The organism is Ottowia sp., from assembly GCF_035444425.1.
In the GTDB taxonomy this organism is placed as follows: domain Bacteria; phylum Pseudomonadota; class Gammaproteobacteria; order Burkholderiales; family Burkholderiaceae_C; genus Ottowia.
In genome coordinates this window covers 53,656-70,565 of record NZ_DAOMOQ010000014.1, presented here as the reverse complement: position 1 = coordinate 70,565, position 16,910 = coordinate 53,656, and the positions used below count along the sequence as shown (strand labels likewise).

The following is a 16,910-nucleotide window of genomic DNA, read 5'->3' as shown; positions in this document are numbered from 1 at the left end:
CGCCAGTGCTAGCTTTTCGTACCGTCACTTATTGCACTGAAAACGAGGAGACCCCGTGCACCGCGTCGCCCGAGTTCAGCAGCATCCGGTCGGTCAGCGGCCCGATGTTGGGCCGGGCTATGCCCATCTGGCGGCGCATCACTTCCGACGTGTAACCCAGCTTCCACCCGACCACGCGCTCGCCGGCGGCCAGGCGCAGGCCGAGCAGCGCGCGCTGGATGGCGTAGGCGGTGGCGAGGTCGGGCGTGCCGATGGTGGCTGCGGCGTCCAGTGTCCGACCGGCCTGGCGGGCGGCCCAGATCGCTTCGGCGAGTTGGTTGGGCGTCTGGGTCATGGGGGGGCTCCGCCTGGAAAGGTTGAGGGTGGGGCGCGCCGGCTATGGCAGGTCGGGCGCGCCCAGCAGCGCGTGGCCCTGGCCGATGAGGGCCTCGATGCCGAGCGCGATGCCGATCAGCCGCGCTTCGGCGCGCGGCGGCCCCATCAGCTGCAGGCCCACCGGCATCCGGTTGGCGTCGAGGCCCACGGGCATCGTCAGCGCGCACCAGCCGAACAGGTTGCTGATGGCGGTGTTGCGCATGGCCTTCATGTTGGCCGGCGCGTAGGTCTCCACCGTGCCGATGTCGGCCAGCCGCGGCGGCGAGGCGGGCACGGTGGGCGTGAGCAGGACGTCGACGTCGTCGAACAACCGGGCCGCGCCCGCGCCGCAGCGCTGCAGCACGGCCTTGCGCCGCAGGTACTCGACGGAAGACACCTGCTCGGCCCAGCGCACGCGGTCGCGCACCACCGGGTCCAGCCGCTCCACCTTGTGCGGGAAGTGCTGGTCGAGGTAGGCCGCGAGTTCGGACGCTGCGAGGCCGCCGCGGCGGAAGATGTCGAAGGCTTCCTCGCAGTGCGGCAGCGGGAACCGGACCACCTGCGCGCCGGCCTGGGCGAGGCGCTGAACGGCCGCTTCCACGGCGGCGGCGATGCTCGGGTCGATGTCGTCCCAGAAGTGGTTGGTCGGCACGCCGACGCGCAGTCCTTGCACGCGCACCGGGGCAGGCGCGGGCAGGCCCTGGCTCTCTGTGTCGAGGGCGGCGAACGCGTAGGCCAGGTCTTCCACCGTGCGGGTGAGCACGCCCGCGGTGTCGAGCGAGGACGACAGGGGCACGATGCCTTCGACCGGCCAGCGCCCCACGGTGGTCTTCAGGCCCACCTGTCCGGTCATGGACGCGGGCACGCGCACCGAACCGGCGGTGTCGGTGCCCAGCGCCAGCAGGGCGCTGCCCTGCACCAGCGAGACGCCCGCGCCCGCGCTGGACCCGCCTGGCACGCGGTGCTCGTGGGGTGACCAGGGGTTCCGGGGCGTGCCCCAGTGGGCGTTGACGCCAAGACCCCCGAACGCGAACTCGACCGTGTGCGTCTTGCCGACCACGATGCCCAGTTGCCGCTGCAGCCGCGCGACCAGCGGGCCGGCCGCCTGCCAGGCTTCGGGCAGGGCCTCGTCGCTGCCCGCAAACACCGGCAGGCCGGGCACGCCGTACAGGTCCTTCACCGACACCGGCAAGCCCATCAGCGGGCCCAGGTCCTGGCCCTGGTCCAGCAGGGTGTCGACCGCAGCGGCGGCGCTGCGGGCGCGCGCGCCGTCCCAGGTCTTGTAGGCGTTGAGCCGGGGTTCCATGCGCGCGTGGTGTTGCGCGCAGGTGTCGATCAGGGCCACCGCCGTCAGTTCGCGGCGGCGCAGGCGGGCGGCGTGCTCGGCCAGCGACAGGTGGGCAGCGTTCAAGGGCCTTCTCCTCGGGGTGTGGTGAACAGGGTGTGTCCCATTGTCACCACCCGGCCGCCAAGTCCGCGGCGATCTCTTCTGGTGTGCCCAGGCGGTTCATCGGCGTGTCGCGCAGCAACTGGGTGTAGATGGCTTTCATCCAGCCGGTCTCGGCCTCGCTCAGCGGCTGCGGGTTGCGCGGCACGATGCGCTGGCCGTTGTCGATGGCACCGGGCGAGACGCACCCAGATGGTGCCGCCCACGTTGTGCACCGACGCGTCGACGCGGCCATGGGCCTGCAGGGCCGCCTGCACCACGCGCCCCTGGTAGCGCTGGGCGGCGATTCCGGTCCTGGTCAGCGGCCGAGGTCTTTGGCGCTGACGCCCGCGATGCCCCAGTTCTCCTTGGGCATTTCGTGGATCCAGACGCGGATGGTTTCCTTCTTCGCGTCGATGGCCTCGTGCAGCGCCTGGGTGACCTTCTCGATCACGGCCTTCTTCTGCTCGGGCGTGCGGCCTTCGAGTATGTAGATCTGTGCGAACGGCATGGTGGTGGTCTCCTGGGTCAGTTGGCTTTGATGTCCAGCTTGCGGATCAGGGCACCCCAGCGGTTGTTCTCGGCCTTGATGAAGGCGTCGAACTCCTGGGGCGTGGTGACGCGCAGGTTGCCGGAGATGTTGTCGAACGCGGCCTGGGCCTCGGCGGTCTTGGCGCCTTTGGCCCAGGCGTCGTGCAGCTTCTGCACGACGGCGGCCGGGGTGGCGGCGGGGGCGACCAGGCCGAACCAGGTCTCCACCGCGAAGCCGGGGTAACCGGACTCGGCCACGGTCGGTACGTCCGGCAGGGCCTTGGCGCGCGTGGGCGAGGTGACGGCCAGCGCCTTGAGCTTGCCGCTGCGGATGTGCTGCAAGGTGGTGGCCAGCGAGCTTTCCATGCTCATGATCACCGTGCCCGAGAGCAGGTCCGGCACGATCTGGCTCGACCCCTTGTAGGGGATGTTGGTGAGTTCGATGCCGGCCACCGACTGCAGCAGCTCGGCCGCCAGGTGGTTGCTGGTGCCGATGCCGGACGTGGCGTAGCCGAGCTTGCCCGGGTTGGCCTTGGCGTAGGCCACCAGACCCTTGAGGTCGGCGAACGGTGCGCTCGGGTGCACGACGATCACGCAGGGCGTGGTGCCCACCAGCGAGATCGGGGCGAAGTCCTTTTCCACCTGGAACGGCAGCTTGTCGTAGAGGTAGGGCGCGATGGCCAGGCTGCTGATGGCCGACAGCCCGATGGTGTAGCCGTCCGGTGCGGCCTTGGCCACCGCGTCGGTGCCGATGTTGCCGCCGGCGCCGGCCTTGTTCTCGACCACGAAGGACTGGCCCAGCGCGTCGCCCATGGCCTTGGCGGCGGTGCGGCCCATGATGTCGGTGGGTCCACCCGGTGGGAAGGGCACGATGAGCTTGACGGGACGGGCGGGGTAGGCGTCCTGCGACCAACCAGCGGCGGGTGCCAGGGCCAGGCCGGCCCCCACGGAGGCGATGAAATCTCTGCGTTGCATAGGGTGCGTTCCTCAGGCCGCTTTTTTCTGCTCGCGCGCATCTCGCGCGCGAGCCATGGTCATGGCCGTGTCTTCGATCATGTCTTCCTGGCCACCGACCATCTTCTTGCGGCCCAGTTCGACCAGGATGTCGCGCGCCGACAGGCCGTACTTGACGGCGGCGCGTTTGGCGAACAGCAGGAAGCTGCCGTACACGCCGGCGTAGCCCAGCGTGAGCGCGTCGCGGTCGATGCGGATCGGGAAGTCCATGATGGGCGTGACCAGGTCTTCGGCCACGTCCTGGATCTTCCAGACGTCCACACCGGTCTGCACGTCCATGCGGTCGAGCACGGCGACCAGCACTTCCATCGGCGTGTTGCCTGCGCCCGCGCCCAGGCCGGCGGCGGCAGCGTCGATGCGGGTGGCGCCACATTCAATGGCGGCGACCGAGTTGGCCACGCCCATGGCCAGGTTGTGGTGGCCGTGGAAGCCCAGCTCGGTCTCGGGCTTGAGCGCGTCGCGCACGGCCTGCAGGCGGGCCTTCACGTCGGCGGGCAGCATGTAGCCGGCCGAGTCGGTGATGTAGATGCAGTTGGCGCCATAGCCCTCCATCAGCTTGGCCTGTTTCACCAGGCCTTCGGGGCTGTTCATGTGGGCCATCATCAGGAAGCCCACGGTGTCCATGTCGAGCTTTCGGGCGAAGGTGATGTGCTGCTCGCTCACGTCGGCTTCGGTGCAGTGCGTGGCCACGCGGATGGTGTGCACGCCCAGGCCGTGCGCCATCTTCAGGTGGTCGACGGTGCCGATGCCGGGCAGCAGCAGGGCCGAGACCTTGGCCTGCTTCATCAGCGGGATCACGGTGCCCAGGTACTCCTCGTCGGAGTGGGCCGGGAAGCCGTAGTTGACGCTGGAGCCGCCCAGGCCGTCGCCGTGGGTGACCTCGATCAGCGGCACACCGGCGGCGTCGAGGCCGCAGGCGATGCTCTTCATCTGTTCGAGCGTCATCAGGTGGCGCTTGGGGTGCATCCCGTCGCGCAGGGTCATGTCGTGCAGGGTGATTTTTTGCTGGCTCATGGGGTGCTCCGGATCAGGCGGCGACGGGTTCGAGCACGAGCTCGCCCTTCAGGATTTCTTCGGCAAACATCTCGGCGGTGCGCGCGGCGGCGGCGGTCATGATGTCCAGGTTGCCGGCGTACTTGGGCAGGTAGTCGCCCAGGCCCTCGACCTCCATGAAGACCGAGACGCGGTTGCCGTCGAAGACGGGGCCGTTGACCAGCTTGTAGCCCGGCACGTACTTCTGCACTTCCTTGATCATGTCGTGCACCGACTTCGTGATCGCGGCCTCGTCGGGCGTGCCTTCGACCAGGCAGTGCACCGTGTCGCGCATGATCAGCGGCGGCTCGGCCGGGTTGATCACGATGATGGCCTTGCCCTTCTTGGCGCCGCCCACCTTCTCGACCGCGCCGGCCGTGGTGCGGGTGAACTCGTCGATGTTCTTGCGCGTGCCGGGACCGACCGATTTGCTGGACACGGTGGCGACGATCTCGCCGTAGCTCACCGGCTGCACGCGGCTGACCGCGTAGACCATGGGGATGGTGGCCTGGCCGCCGCAGGTGACCATGTTCACATTCATCTCGCGCTGGCCGACGTGCTGCTTGAGGTTGACCGGCGGCACGCAGTAGGGGCCGATGGCGGCGGGCGTGAGGTCGATCATCATCGCGCCCTGCTCATTGACCTTGCGCGAGTTCTCGGCGTGCACGTAGGCGCTGGTGGCGTCGAACACGATCTGCACACCGTCGGCCTTCATGTGCGGGATCAGGCCGTCCACACCCTCGGCGGTGGTCTTGATGCCCATCTCCTTGGCGCGCTTGAGACCGTCGGAGTTGGGATCGATGCCCACCATCCACACGGGTTCGAGCAAGGGGCTGCGCTGCAGCTTGGCCAGCAGGTCGGTGCCGATGTTGCCGGGCCCGATCAGGGCGCACTTGATTTTTTTGGTCATGGGTTGACTCCTGGGGGAAGAAGAAAAAAGGTTCAGGTGAGCGTGCGCACCACGCCACCGTCCACCCGCAGCGCGGCGCCGGTGGTGGCGCTGGCCTGCGGGCTGCAGACGTAGGCCACCATGGCCGCCACCTCGTCGGGGCGGATGAAGCGGCGCAGCAGCGAGGTGGGGCGCGCGTCGCGGAAGAAGCGGGCCGCGGCTTCGTCGAAGCTCAGGCCCTGCTGCGCGGCGAGCGTGTCGAAGAAAGCGCGTGCGCCTTCGGTCAGCGTGGGGCCGGGCAGCACGCTGTTGACCGTGACGGCGGTGCCGGCGCAGCACTCGGCCAGGCCGCGTGCCACGGACAGCTGGGCCGACTTGCTCATGCCGTAATGCACCATCTCGGCCGGCGGGCAGATGCCCGACTCGCTGGAGATGAAGACGATGCGGCCGCGGTTGCGCGTCAGCATGCCGGGCAGCGCGGCGCGGGCGAGGCGCACGCCGCTCATCACGTTGACCTCGAACAGGTGCTGCCAGTCGGCGTCGGCGATCTGCTCGAAGGGCTTGGGCTCGAAGATGCCGAGGTTGTTGACCAGGATGTCCACATCGGCCAGCCGGGTCGCCACCTGCTCGCAGCCGGCGGCGGTGCCCAGGTCGGCGGCGATGCCCGACACCTCGGCCTGCGGGTGCTGTTGGCGCAGGGTCTGCAGGGCGCGCTGCACCGACGCCTCGCCGCGGCCGTTGAGCACCACATGGGCGCCGTCGGCCAGCAGGGCCTGGGCGATGGCCAGGCCGATGCCAGCGGTCGAGCCCGAGACGAAGGCGGTCTGCCCCGCCAGGGGGCGTGGTGCCGGGCTCATGGGCGCCCTCCTACGGGCGGACGGGCGTGCAGCCAGCCGGCCAGCCAGCGGGTCAGGCGCGGCGCCACCACCCAGGTCATGAGGACCACCACCAGCACGGTGATGACCATGGTGCGCGGCACCAGCGGCCAGTCGGCCAGCAGCGGCGCCACGGTGAGGAACAGCAGCAGCACGGTCGGGAAGATGCCCAGCCAAGTCACGATCGCCACCTTCCAGCGCGGCGGCGCCTTGGTGGTGCTGCCCGCCGGCGCGAACCAGTAGTCCAGCCCGCTGACCCGGCGCATCTCCTGCGCACCGACGGTGTGGGGTGCGACTTGCGCGAGCCAGCGGGCCCGCTCGGGCGAGTCCTGCCAGGCGGCCAGGTGCGCCTCGTTGTCGAAGGCGAAGACCACGTGGTAGAGCAGGGGCTCGTCGCCGCCGCCGGCCTCGCCAGGGCGCACCAGCTGGCCGCCCAGGTGGCCGCCCAGGTGGCCGGGGAAGTGGGTCGCTGCCTCGATCATGCCGGCCATGGCCGTCTCGAAGCCGGCCACGCCTTGGGGTGCGACCCGGCGCGTGACCAGCACGGTCACGGCGCGCGACGGGGTGGCGGGTGCGTTCATGGGTGCAGGCGGCTCAGGGCGGCGCTCAGACGAATCGCATGCCAACCGTGCCCAGGTCCTGGAAGCGCACGTTCACGCTGTCGCCGGCCTGCACCGCAATGGCTTCGGTCACGCCGCCGGTCATGATGAAGCTGCCCGTCGGGATCTCCTGACCGCGCGCGCCCAGGTGGTTGGCCAGGGCGGCGATGGCGGCGGCCGGGTGGCCCATCACGGCGGCGCCGGCGGCCATGGCCACGATCTGGCCGTTCTTCTCCAGCACCACGCCCAGCGTGCGCAGGTCCAGGTCTTCCACACGACGGGCGCGGCCACCGATCACGAAGCGCGAGGCCGAGGTGTTGTCGGCGATCACGCTCTTGAGGTCGAACTTGAAGTCGCGGTAGCGGCTGTCGATGATCTCCACGCCGGGGATCACGAAGTCGATCGCGGCCATCACGGCGCCGACGTGGCAGCCCGGACCTTTGAGCGGCGCCTTGGTGACGACGCAGATCTCGGCCTCGACCTTGGGGTGGATGAGTTCGGAGGTCTTGATGTCGCTGCCTTCGGCGCAGGCCATGTAGTCGCTGACGAAGCCGAAGACCGGCGTGTCCACGCCCATCTGCTTCATCTTGGCGTAGGAGGTCAGGCCGCACTTGAGGCCCACCGTCTTGTGGCCACGGCTTTCCTTGCGCGCGCGGATCAGGTCCTGGATCGCGTAGGCGTCGTCCCAGTCCATGTCCGGGTGGTCGTCGGTGATCTTGGTGACGTCGTGCGCCTTCAGCTCGGCGTTTTCCAGGTGCTCGGCGAGCTGGGCGAGGGTGTTCTTGTCGAGTTTCATGTGGTTGTTTCCTTCCCGCTCAGGCGACGAAACGCACCGACGTGCCGCCCAGGCCGCCGACGCTGCAATACAGGCTGTCGCCCGCGACCACCGGCACCAGCGGCGACTGCGAGCCAGAGAGGATGATGTCGCCGGCCTTGAGGCCGATGCCCAGACGGCCGAGCGTGTTGGCCAGCCAGGCCACCGCGTTGACCGGCGAGCCCTGCACCGATGCGCCGCAGGACGTGCTGATGATTTCGCCGTTCTTTTCCAGCACCATGCCGGCCAGCGCGAGGTCGAGGTCGCGCGGGCTCTTGCGCAGGCCGCCGAGCGTGAGCACGCCGCAGGAGGCGTTGTCGGCCACGGTGTCCTGGATCTTGATCTTCCAGTCCTTGATGCGCGAGTCGACGATCTCGAAGCACGGCATCACGCAGTCGGTGGCGCGCAGCACGTCGGCCGCGGTGACGCCGGGGCCTTCGAGGTCGCGCGCCAGGATGAAGGCGACCTCTGCCTCGGCCTTGGGCGCGATCATGCTGCTCACCGGGATGGGCTGGCCTTCGTTGTAGACCATGCCCGAGAGCAGGTGGCCGAAGTCGGGCTGGTTGACCTTGAGCATGTCCATCACGACCTTGCTCGTCACGCCTATTTTCTTGCCCACCACGCGCTCGCCCGCGTCCAGCCGGCGCTGGATCATGCGCAGCTGGATCTGGTAGGCGTCCTCGATGGTGATGTCCGCTTCGCGGTCGGTCAGCGGAGCGACGGGTTGGCGGTCGAGCAGCGACTGGTAGAGCTCGTCGCCGTAGTGCTGGATCTTGGAGTTGTCCATGGTGTTCTGTGTGGGAAAAGGGGTCAGGCGGACGCGGCGCCCTGCGCGTCGGCTTCGGCGAGGAAGTTCGACACCAGCTGGGCGAAGCGCGCGGCGTGTTCGATCTGCGTCCAGTGGCCGCAGTGGCCGAACACGTGCAGCTGGCTGTTGGGAATCCACTGGCTCAGCGTGAGCGAGGTCTGCAGCGGAATCACCTGGTCCTCGCGGCCGTGGACGATGAGCGTCTCGTGCGGCAGCGCGCGGATCGCCGATTCGGGGCTGGCCATGGCGTCGACCCAGCGCTGGCGCGGGGCCGGGAACATGGCCGAGAAGGATTCCTGGAAGCCGGGGCGGATGCTGGCCTGGTAGCGCAGCTCGGCCAGCTCGTCGGTGACCAGCGCGCGGCTGTGGGCGAAGATGTCCAGCAGGCGCTTCATGGTGGCCAGCGAGGGCTCGTAGCCCCAGACCGCGTCCAGGCCCGGCGTGATCGGGAAGGGCACACCGACCGAGCCCATGAGCACCAGGCGGCGCACGCGCTGCGGCGCGCGGATCGCCAGCGCCAGCGAGAGCGCGCCGCCAAAGCTGTTGCCGACCACGTCGGCTTTCTCGACGCCCATCGCGTCCATGACATCCAGCGCCTGCTGGACCCAGGTGTCCATGTTGTAGGTCATGCCGGCGGGGCGGTCGGTGTAGCCGAAGCCCACCATGTCGGGCGCGATGACTCGCCGATCCTTGGCGATGACCGGCATGGCGAGGCGCCAGTTGGCCCAGGCGCTTACACCCGGACCGGAGCCGTGGATGAACAGCACCGGAGGCTGTCCCGGCTTGGAGCTGCCGAGGTCGTGCACGTTGGTGTTGAAGCTGCCTGTGCGAACGCTCAGCGCAATTTCAGGGTTGTGTGGGGCATTCATGTGTCTTGTCCTTGAGGTCTTTGCTTTGAAGGGGCGGCGAGTGGGCCGGGACGACTGGTTCCGTTCATGTCCCCCGTCGGTCGCTGCGCGCTCGCCTCCTCCTTTACTTCACTGCACCAGTCGCCCCGGCCCACTCGCTGTCGGCGCACGAGGCCGTTCGTCCAGGGCAGCCGTGGAACCGGCTATGCCGGGCCACAGGCGGCGTCCCCCTCGAAGCGTCGAAGACGCGCAACGGAGGGGGGAAGCCGCGCAGCGGCGCAGGGGGGAGATCACAGCTTCACCATCACGTTGCGGAGTTCCGTGTAGAACTCCAGCGAGTGCACGCCGCCTTCGCGGCCGATGCCCGAGGCCTTGCTGCCGCCGAAGGCGGTGCGCAGGTCACGCAGGAACCAGCTGTTGATCCAGCACAGGCCGACCTCGATGGCCGAGGCCATGCGGTGCGCCTTGCCCAGATCCTGCGTCCACACGGTGGTCGCCAGGCCGTAGTCGGTGGCGTTGGCCAGCGCAATCGCTTCCTCTTCGGTGTCGAAGGGGGCGATGTGGCAGCAGGGGCCGAAGATCTCCTCGCGGATCACGCTGGCGCTTTCGGGCAGGCCGGTCCAGATAGTGGGCTGCACGAAGTGGCCGTTGGCGTACTCGCCCGTCATGGCCGGTTCACCGCCGCCGGTGACGACGGTCGCCCCCTCGGCCCTGGCCTTGGCGTAGTAGCCCATGACCTTCTGCTTGTGTTCGGCCGAGATCAGCGGGCCGATGCCCACGCCCGGCATGTCGGGGCCGCCGATCTTCAGGCCCTCAGCCTTTTCTTTCAGCGCGGCGACGAACTTGTCGAAGATCGGGCGCTGCACGTACACGCGTTCGGTGCCCAGGCAGACCTGGCCGCAGTTCTCGAAGGCGCTGCGGGTGATGCCGGCGATGGCCTTGTCGAAGTCGGCGTCGGCGAACACGATGCCGGCGTTCTTGCCGCCGAGTTCGAACGACACCGGGCGCACACCCTTGGCGGCGGCGGCCATGATGGCTTCACCCGTGCGGGTCTCGCCGGTGAAGGTGATGCCGTTGACACCCGGGTGCTTGGTGATGAATTCGCCGGCCGAGCCGGGGCCGAAGCCGTGCAGCACCTGGTACACGCCCTTGGGCACGCCGACCGCGTTCATCACCTCGCCCAGCAGGGTCGCGGTGGCGGGGGTTTCCTCCGAGGGTTTGACGATGACGGTGTTGCCGCAGGCCAGGGCCGGGCCGACCTTCCAGGTCATCAGCAGCAGCGGCAGGTTCCAGGGGCAGATCACGCCGACCACGCCCAGGGGTGTGCGCAGGCCGTAGCTGATGGCAGTGCCGCCGTCGGGCGTGGTCATCTGGAAGCTCTCGGTCGGCACGTTCTTGACGATGTCCGCAAAGATCTTGAAGTTGGCGGCGCCGCGCGGGATGTCGATGTGCGAAGCCAGCGAGCGCGGCTTGCCGGTGTCGGCCAGTTCGGCGGCGAGGAAGTCGTCGAAGCGGCGGTTGATCTCGTCGGCCACCGCGTGCAGCAGTTCGGCGCGCTTGACCACGCTCATCGTGCCCCACTCGCCCTTGAGCGCGGCGCGGCCCGCGGCCACGGCCGCGTCGACCTCGGCCTGACCGGCCTCGTGCACCAGACCTACGACCTCGTTGGTGGCCGGGTTGCGGTTTTCGAAGGTCTTGGCGGTGGCGACGAAATCGCCGTTGATGAAGTTCAGGAACTGTTTCATGGTGTGTGGATGAAATGAAAAATCAATCGAGCCCCAGGGCCTGCAGGCCGGCGCGGGCGCAGGCTTCGTCCTGCTCGGCCGAGCCGCCGGAAACACCGATGCCGCCGATGCGCTGGCCGTCGGCCACGATGGGCAGGCCGCCACCGAACAGCACCAGGCGCTGGCGCTGGTTCAGGCCGATGCGCAGCAGCTCGTCGTCGCCGATCACGCCGCCCCACTGCGAGGTGGGGAAGCCGAAGCTGGCCGCGGTGTAGGCCTTGTCGATCGCGATGTCGATCGAATGCAGAAAGGCATTGGGCATGCGCAAGAAGGCGGCGAGCGTGCCCGAGGCATCGGTCACGGCCACGTTGATGCGAATGCCCAATGCCTCTGCATGCGCCAGCGCCGCCTGACAGGCCAGAGAGGCCGCCGATGCGGTGATGACGGCAGAAGGAACAGAAAGAGCGGTTGTCATCAGAAGAACAATGAGAAGGAGGGGGAGCCAGTTCGAGGGGCACCGAGGAACCGGCTCCGCCGGGCCTCAGGTGCCGTCCCCCCTCCAAGCGCCGAAGGCGCGTCAGAGAGGGGGGAAGCCGCGTCAGCGGCGCAGGGGGGTGATCACGTGTACACCTCGGTGAAAGACGGCACCGCTTCACCCGTGTGATAGAAGATGCCGCTCCACAGCTGGTCCTCGGTCCAGGTGGTCACGGGGCGGTCGCGCTGGGCCAGGTAGCCCAGGCCGGCAAAGGTCTCGTTGCGGTTGCCACTGGGGTCGAAGAAATAGATCGTCTCGCCGCGGGTGATGCCGTGGCGCGTCGGTGCGACGTCGATCTTGGTCTTGTTCTTGGCCATCACGTCGGCCGACTTCAGCACGTCGTGCCACGAGTCGAGGAAGAAGGCGATGTGGTGCAGGCCGCTCTTGGCGCCGCCGACGAAGGCGATGTCGTGCGGCGTGGTGGTGCGGGCCATCCAGGTGGCGGCCTGCATGTTGCCTTCGGGGCCGACCAGCACCTGCTCGGTCAGGAAGAAGTCCAGCGCCTCGGTCATGAAGCGCGTGTTGTCGGCCACGGTGTTGATGCCGGCTTCGGGGTTCATCTCGCACATCAGCAGCAGGTGGTCCAGCCAGTGCACGCCCGAGCCTTTGAGTCCGTCCGGCCACGGGTCGGGGTTGGTGGTGCCGACCTCGGTGCCCACGTACTCCTTCATGGCGTACAGGCGCATCTCGTGGCCGCTGGGCAGGTTGAACTGCAGCATGCGGCCGGTGGACGGCAGGGTGCCTTCTGGCAGCACGGTGGTCTTCACGCCCCAGGCTTCCACCTTCTTCTGCAACTCGTCGAGGTCGCTGTCCTTCTCGACCTTGTAGGCCACGTGGTTCAGGCCGGCCTGGTCGGACGGTGTCAGGATCAGTGAGTACTTGTCCCACTCGTCCCAGCACTTGAGGTAGACATTGCCGGCCTTGTCTTTCATGGTGGTCTTGAGGCCGAGCACGTTTTCGTAGTGCTTGACCGCGGCGTCCATGTCCATCACTTTCAGGCTCGCGTGCCCGATGCGCATCACACCCATGTTGTGTCTCCTGGTGGTTGGTTACTGCTGCTGAATCGAAGGGCTGGCAGTCGCAGACTCTGCGCGCCCCTTGGAAAACGGTTTGCTCAACTTGCCGGCCACTTCGAGGTTCACCGGCGTCTGTGGCGCCACGCGGCAGGCCAGCGTGTAGCCCTGGTTCTCTTCGTCGAGCGTCACGTGTGCACGGCTGATCGGCCCCAGGGCCTTGATCTGTCCCTCGACGATGCGGACCTTGCAGACCCCGCAGCCGCCGTTGACGCAACCCACCGGGATGCCCTTGCGGCCCAGGCGGACCATGCCGGTGAGCAGGCTTTCATTGCCGGCGCAGGGAAAGGTCTCGTCCGTCTGGGCCACGTGCACGGCGAACTTGGGGCGGGAGTCAAACAGGGACATGTCTCAGTTCTTCTTCAACGCAGCAGCTCCAGCTGCCAAAGATAGGGTGGAGCGGTCATACCGTCCAATACCGAATTTTTGCGACCCTATACTGGTGAGGTATTGCGAACCGAACCAGGAGGCCTCATGGATCTCAAGGACATGCGCCAGTTTCTGGCGGTCGCCGAAGAGCGCAACTTCACCCGCGCGGCCGAGCGCCTGCACATGGCGCAGCCGCCGCTGTCGCGCCAGATCAAGGCGCTGGAAGACGAGATGGGGGCGCCGCTGTTCCTGCGCGCACCGGCCGGCGTGGAGCTGACCGAGGCGGGCCAGACGCTGCTGGACGAGGTGCCCAACCTGCTGCACCTGGCGCAGCGCGCGGCCGAGCGCACGCGGCGCGCGGCGCAGGGCCTGACCGGCCAGCTCGACGTGGGCATCTACGGCTCGGGCGTGCTGGACGTCATTCCCCGCGTGCTCGCGAAGTTCCACGCGCAGCGGCCCGAGGTGCGCATCGCGCTGCACAACCTCACCAAGTCCGAGCAGCTGCAGGCGCTGCGCGAACGGCGCATCAGCGTGGGCTTCAACCGCCTGATCCCGCCCGAGCCGGACCTGGTGGTCGAGTCGGTGCTGCGCGAGCCGCTGCTGGTGGCGATGCACGAAGCGCACCCGCTGGCGCAGCGCAGGCAGGTCGGGATGGCCGACCTCGACGGGCTGCCCATGATCCTCTACCCCAACGAGGCCATCCACGGGCTGGCGCAGGAAGTGGCCGAGGCCTTCCGCCAGGAAGGCGTGCGGCTGGCGGTCGAGCAGGACGTCGAGGACGTGGTGACGGCCGTGGCCCTGGTGGCCAGTGGCTTCGGGCTGACCATCGCCACCCGGTCGGCCGCCAGCCTGCGCCTGCCGGGCGTGGTGTTCGTGCCCTTGCGCAGCCGCCACCTCAAGGACCTGGAGCTGAGCTGCCTCTACCGGCGCGGCGATCCGTCGCCGGTGCTGGCCATGTTCCTGGAGGTGGTGCGTGCGCATGGGAAGAGCGAAACGAAGGGCGGCAACGGCCTCAGACCTGCCTGAACAGCGGGCTGCGGGCGGCCTGCGCGTCGGCCGCCGAGAGGAACTTCTCGGTGTAGATGTCGCGCTCGAACAGGCGGCCCTGCATCAGGGTGGAGATGCAGGCCTCGATCATGGGCGGCGGCCCGCACAGGTAGGCCTTCTGGCCCACAAAGCTGCCGCCGAAATGCGCCTTGGCCGCTTCGTGCACGAAGCCGCGGAAGCCGTCCCAGTCCGAGCCCTCGGGCTCGTGCGAGAGCGCCGGCACGTACGAGAAGTTGGCGTGCTGTTCGGCGAGCGCGCGGAACTCGGCGTCGTAGTACAGCTCCTCGTGCGAACGCTGTCCGTAGACCAGGGTGATGGGCAGCGTGCAGCCGCGCGAGAGCAGGTCCGCGATCATCGAGCGCGGGCTCGACAGCCCCGAGCCGCCGGCCATGAACAGCATCGGCTGGCGCGCCGACTCGCGCACGAAGAAACGGCCGTAGGGGCCGGCCACGCGCAGGCGGTCGCCGGCCTTGAGCTGCTCGTGCAGCCAGGTGGTGCCGGCGCCGCCGGGCAGCTTGCGCACGTTGAGCTCGATGCCCTTCGTGGCGGCCACGTCGGCGGGTTGATTGGCGATCGAGAAGGCGCGGCTGCCCACACCCGGGATTTCCACCTGCACGTACTGCCCCGCCTGGAAGTCGATGGCCTTGTCCAGCTGCAGGTGGATCGCCTTGATGGTGGGCGTGAGGTCCTCGACGCGGCTGACCGTGGCCGCGAAGTCGCGCACCGGGATCACGCGCGCATCGGGTTCCTCGTCGATGTCGGCCTCGATGGTGGTGTCGGCCTGCAGCGTGGCGCAGCAGGCCAGGGTCTTGCCGTCGTCGCGCTCGAAGTCCATCAGCGCGAACGGGTTGGCCGCGCCGTGGTCCACCTCGCCATCGCAGACCTGCACCTTGCAGGTGCCGCAGAGGCCGTGGCCGCAGGCGTGCGGCAGGTAGAGACCCTGCCGCAGCACCGCGTCCAGCACGGTCTGGCCTTCTTCGACCTCGATGGTCGCGCCCAGCGGCTCGATCGTCAGTTGGTAGCTCATGGCCGGATCAGCTGAACGAACCTTTGATCCCTGTGAGCCCAGGGGTTCTGAAGCGGATCGCGTCCTTGTGCACCAGGCCGTTCTCGGCCAGCGACTTGGCCGGGTCGGGCGTCCAGGGCTGGCCGTTCTTCTTCCACTCGGCCCGGGCCCAGTCGATCCTGGCGAAGTCCGGGTGGTAACCGTAGATGCCGGGCAGCACCGCGGCCGACATCGCGCCGAACGGGGTGTCCGGCGGCAGCGGCAGGCAGACGGGGGCGCAGAACATCAGGTGGTCTTCCCAGCCGATGTAGAGCAGCGGGGCGGGGAAGTTCTCGCGCACATCCCTGGGCGTGAACTCGTAGGGGGCGATGGCGACGACGCTCATTTCTGCTCTCCTTGCACCAGGGGCTCGCCCTTCCAGGCGGCAAAGTTCTTCTGGTCTTCCGAACCTTCGAAGTCGAAGTTGTCGCGGCCGACTTCCATCTCGTAGTACTTGAACACGGCCATCAGCGGGTCGAAGCCCTCGGCGGTCGGGTCGGTGCCTTCGGGGAAGCAGTGGCCCTGGTAGATCTGGTGCACCGGCAGCCAGCTCTGCACGTACTTCTCGGGCTCGTGGTCGAAGATGCTCTTGCAGTGGTCGCTGCAGAAGTGGTACTTGTAGGCCTTGTAGTCGCTGTCGCGGTAGCAGATCTTGCTGGGGTCACCCTCTTCGGTGAACAGCATCGGGATCTGGCAGGTGGTGCACAGCATCGGCAGCGTCTTGTTGTAGAAGCGCTTGCCTTCGGCGGCCTGGTCGCGCCAGAACTCCCAGCGCGGGCGGTAGTACTTGTCGAAGGTCTCGGGGTACTTCTCGCTCAGCCAGGCCAGTTCGTCTTCCTTGGGCACCCAGGTGTGTAACGGGGCGGCGCCGTTGTAGTTGTAGAAGGTGGCCCAGGTCTGGTGGCTGATGTGGTCCTTGCCTTCGCAGGCCTGCTTCCAGCCGGCCGGCTCGCGGATGCCGTAGCGCGCCAGGTCCTTGAACAGGGCGCCGCCGTTTTCTTCGGCGTACATCTCCCAGGCTTCCTTCCAGCTCATCACGCGCTTGGGCAGCATGTAGTCCTGCATCATCGCGACCAGGGTCAGCAGGCGGTAGCCGCGCCAGAACCACTTGTCGATCCAGCGCTGCACGATGGGCACGTTGTCCGGGTCCTGCTCCAGCATGAACTTGATGCACTCGATGCCCAGCGTCATGTGGCGGCTCTCGTCGCTCTGCGCCGAGAAGCCGAAGGTGACGGTGGACATGTCGCCGTTGTGCGCCGCGCCGCTCATGAAGGGCACGAACAGCAGGTTGGTCAGCACGTACTCGAAGCTGAAGCTGACGGCGGTGAGGAACTCGAACGGACCACTGGTGCAGGCGTCTTCGAAGAAGGACTTCGGCACCGACAGGTACCACACGCGGTCGTACCAGTGGTTCGAGTGGTGAATGCCGTTGAAGTACTTGTTGTAGTGGCTGATCGCGTGCGTCTCGGTCTGGTAGTGGCGCAGCTCGTCGATGGACTGCATCTGCGCCGCGACGCGGGCGCCTTCGCCGGTGAACTGGCGGCCCACATGGGCGAAGCCGCGGTGCGCGTAGTACTCCAGCGGCGTCACGCCCTGGATGAACAGCTTGAGCGCGTTGACGTAGCGCGCGTCGGACACGCCGAGCTGGCCGTTGTTCTGCGCGAAGGCCTCGATGACGGCGTAGAGCTTCTTCTCCTTCTCGCCCTGGTACTTCCAGTAGGCGTCCATGGTCAGGCGGAACGGGTCCTGCCACTTGTCCCAGTCGTGGATCTTGATGCCCTCGTACTTGTCGTACGGGAACACCTTGTCCATCGGCTGGTAGCTGGTCTCCCAGCCCAGGCCGCGCGTCATGGCGGCGTAGCGTTCTTTCAGGCCGAGCTTCTTGCTCGCAACTCTCGTGTCCATGCGTGTCTCCTTCTGCTCGTGA

Annotated in this window: 20 protein-coding genes; 1 reads left to right on the top strand and 19 read right to left on the bottom strand. The window is 68.0% G+C overall.

Translation table 11 applies throughout. The features are described 5' to 3' along the window. Window positions 1–28: 28 nt before the first annotated feature. From PK606_RS07835 to PK606_RS07760, 16 genes are all read right to left on the bottom strand, one after another. Entirely contained in the window at window positions 29–334 is a 306-nt protein-coding gene (locus tag PK606_RS07835; RefSeq protein WP_324562476.1) for a hypothetical protein, read from the bottom strand. Window positions 335–376: 42 nt separating this feature from the next. Next, complete coding sequence (locus PK606_RS07830; protein WP_008328889.1) at window positions 377–1,765, bottom strand: amidase; 1,389 nt, start codon at window positions 1,763–1,765, stop codon at window positions 377–379. 43 nt (window positions 1,766–1,808) lie between these two features. Beyond that, window positions 1,809–2,036: a cis-(methyl)benzoate dihydrodiol dehydrogenase gene (locus PK606_RS07825; protein ID WP_008328886.1), complete on the bottom strand. Its 228-nt coding sequence runs from the start codon at window positions 2,034–2,036 to the stop codon at window positions 1,809–1,811. A 63-nt stretch (window positions 2,037–2,099) separates the two neighbouring features. Continuing rightward, window positions 2,100–2,312, bottom strand: coding sequence for a 2-hydroxymuconate tautomerase (gene thmT / locus PK606_RS07820; RefSeq protein ID WP_255347959.1), 213 nt, complete (start codon window positions 2,310–2,312; stop codon window positions 2,100–2,102). Then, window positions 2,309–3,286 (bottom strand): Bug family tripartite tricarboxylate transporter substrate binding protein, encoded by a 978-nt coding sequence (locus PK606_RS07815; protein WP_008328880.1) that lies wholly within the window; start codon window positions 3,284–3,286, stop codon window positions 2,309–2,311. Before PK606_RS07815 ends, thmT begins: the two co-directional genes overlap by 4 nt. A gap of 12 nt (window positions 3,287–3,298) precedes the next feature. Continuing rightward, a complete protein-coding gene (gene dmpG / locus PK606_RS07810) occupies window positions 3,299–4,339 on the bottom strand; it encodes a 4-hydroxy-2-oxovalerate aldolase (protein ID WP_008328878.1) in 1,041 nt (346 codons plus the stop codon). Window positions 4,340–4,352: 13 nt separating this feature from the next. Then, window positions 4,353–5,267 (bottom strand): acetaldehyde dehydrogenase (acetylating), encoded by a 915-nt coding sequence (locus PK606_RS07805; protein ID WP_008328875.1) that lies wholly within the window; start codon window positions 5,265–5,267, stop codon window positions 4,353–4,355. 32 nt (window positions 5,268–5,299) lie between these two features. Further along, window positions 5,300–6,103 carry an SDR family NAD(P)-dependent oxidoreductase gene (locus PK606_RS07800; RefSeq protein ID WP_008328873.1) on the bottom strand — a complete coding sequence of 268 codons (804 nt, stop codon included), beginning with the start codon at window positions 6,101–6,103 and terminating at the stop codon, window positions 5,300–5,302. Then, a complete protein-coding gene (locus PK606_RS07795; RefSeq protein WP_008328872.1) occupies window positions 6,100–6,702 on the bottom strand; it encodes a putative antibiotic biosynthesis monooxygenase in 603 nt (200 codons plus the stop codon). The genes PK606_RS07800 and PK606_RS07795 overlap by 4 nt, the downstream gene beginning before the upstream one ends. A gap of 25 nt (window positions 6,703–6,727) precedes the next feature. Next, entirely contained in the window at window positions 6,728–7,516 is a 789-nt protein-coding gene (gene dmpH, locus PK606_RS07790; protein WP_008328869.1) for a 2-oxo-3-hexenedioate decarboxylase, read from the bottom strand. Window positions 7,517–7,535: 19 nt separating this feature from the next. Continuing rightward, window positions 7,536–8,321 (bottom strand): 2-oxopent-4-enoate hydratase, encoded by a 786-nt coding sequence (dmpE, locus tag PK606_RS07785; protein WP_008328863.1) that lies wholly within the window; start codon window positions 8,319–8,321, stop codon window positions 7,536–7,538. Window positions 8,322–8,344: 23 nt separating this feature from the next. Then, entirely contained in the window at window positions 8,345–9,211 is an 867-nt protein-coding gene (locus tag PK606_RS07780; protein ID WP_008328861.1) for an alpha/beta fold hydrolase, read from the bottom strand. Between the two features lie 269 nt (window positions 9,212–9,480). Next, window positions 9,481–10,935, bottom strand: coding sequence for a 2-hydroxymuconic semialdehyde dehydrogenase (locus tag PK606_RS07775; RefSeq protein WP_035884259.1), 1,455 nt, complete (start codon window positions 10,933–10,935; stop codon window positions 9,481–9,483). A 22-nt stretch (window positions 10,936–10,957) separates the two neighbouring features. Next, complete coding sequence (locus tag PK606_RS07770; RefSeq protein WP_324562458.1) at window positions 10,958–11,389, bottom strand: GlcG/HbpS family heme-binding protein; 432 nt, start codon at window positions 11,387–11,389, stop codon at window positions 10,958–10,960. A 143-nt stretch (window positions 11,390–11,532) separates the two neighbouring features. Further along, window positions 11,533–12,477 (bottom strand): catechol 2,3-dioxygenase, encoded by a 945-nt coding sequence (locus tag PK606_RS07765; RefSeq protein ID WP_324562456.1) that lies wholly within the window; start codon window positions 12,475–12,477, stop codon window positions 11,533–11,535. 21 nt (window positions 12,478–12,498) lie between these two features. Beyond that, on the bottom strand, window positions 12,499–12,870 hold the full coding sequence (locus PK606_RS07760; protein ID WP_008328848.1) for a 2Fe-2S iron-sulfur cluster binding domain-containing protein: 372 nt from the start codon (window positions 12,868–12,870) through the stop codon (window positions 12,499–12,501). 126 nt (window positions 12,871–12,996) lie between these two features. Here PK606_RS07760 and PK606_RS07755 point away from each other — a divergent pair, with 126 nt between their 5' ends. Continuing rightward, window positions 12,997–13,917 carry a LysR family transcriptional regulator gene (locus PK606_RS07755; protein ID WP_324562450.1) on the top strand — a complete coding sequence of 307 codons (921 nt, stop codon included), beginning with the start codon at window positions 12,997–12,999 and terminating at the stop codon, window positions 13,915–13,917. Here PK606_RS07755 and PK606_RS07750 read toward each other — a convergent pair. From PK606_RS07750 to PK606_RS07740, 3 genes are read right to left on the bottom strand one after another with little or no spacing between them, the layout of a single operon-like run. After that, window positions 13,904–14,965, bottom strand: a complete 1,062-nt coding sequence (locus PK606_RS07750; RefSeq protein WP_008344265.1) for an NADH:ubiquinone reductase (Na(+)-transporting) subunit F — start codon at window positions 14,963–14,965, stop codon at window positions 13,904–13,906. The two genes, PK606_RS07755 and PK606_RS07750, sit on opposite strands and share 14 nt — an antisense overlap. 7 nt (window positions 14,966–14,972) lie before the next feature. After that, window positions 14,973–15,329 (bottom strand): phenol hydroxylase subunit P4, encoded by a 357-nt coding sequence (locus PK606_RS07745; RefSeq protein ID WP_066786859.1) that lies wholly within the window; start codon window positions 15,327–15,329, stop codon window positions 14,973–14,975. Further along, the gene (locus PK606_RS07740) at window positions 15,326–16,888 is read right to left on the bottom strand and encodes an aromatic/alkene/methane monooxygenase hydroxylase/oxygenase subunit alpha (RefSeq protein WP_324562447.1); all 1,563 of its coding nucleotides are present in this window, start codon (window positions 16,886–16,888) and stop codon (window positions 15,326–15,328) included. Before PK606_RS07740 ends, PK606_RS07745 begins: the two co-directional genes overlap by 4 nt. Between the last annotated feature and the right edge of the window lie 22 nt (window positions 16,889–16,910).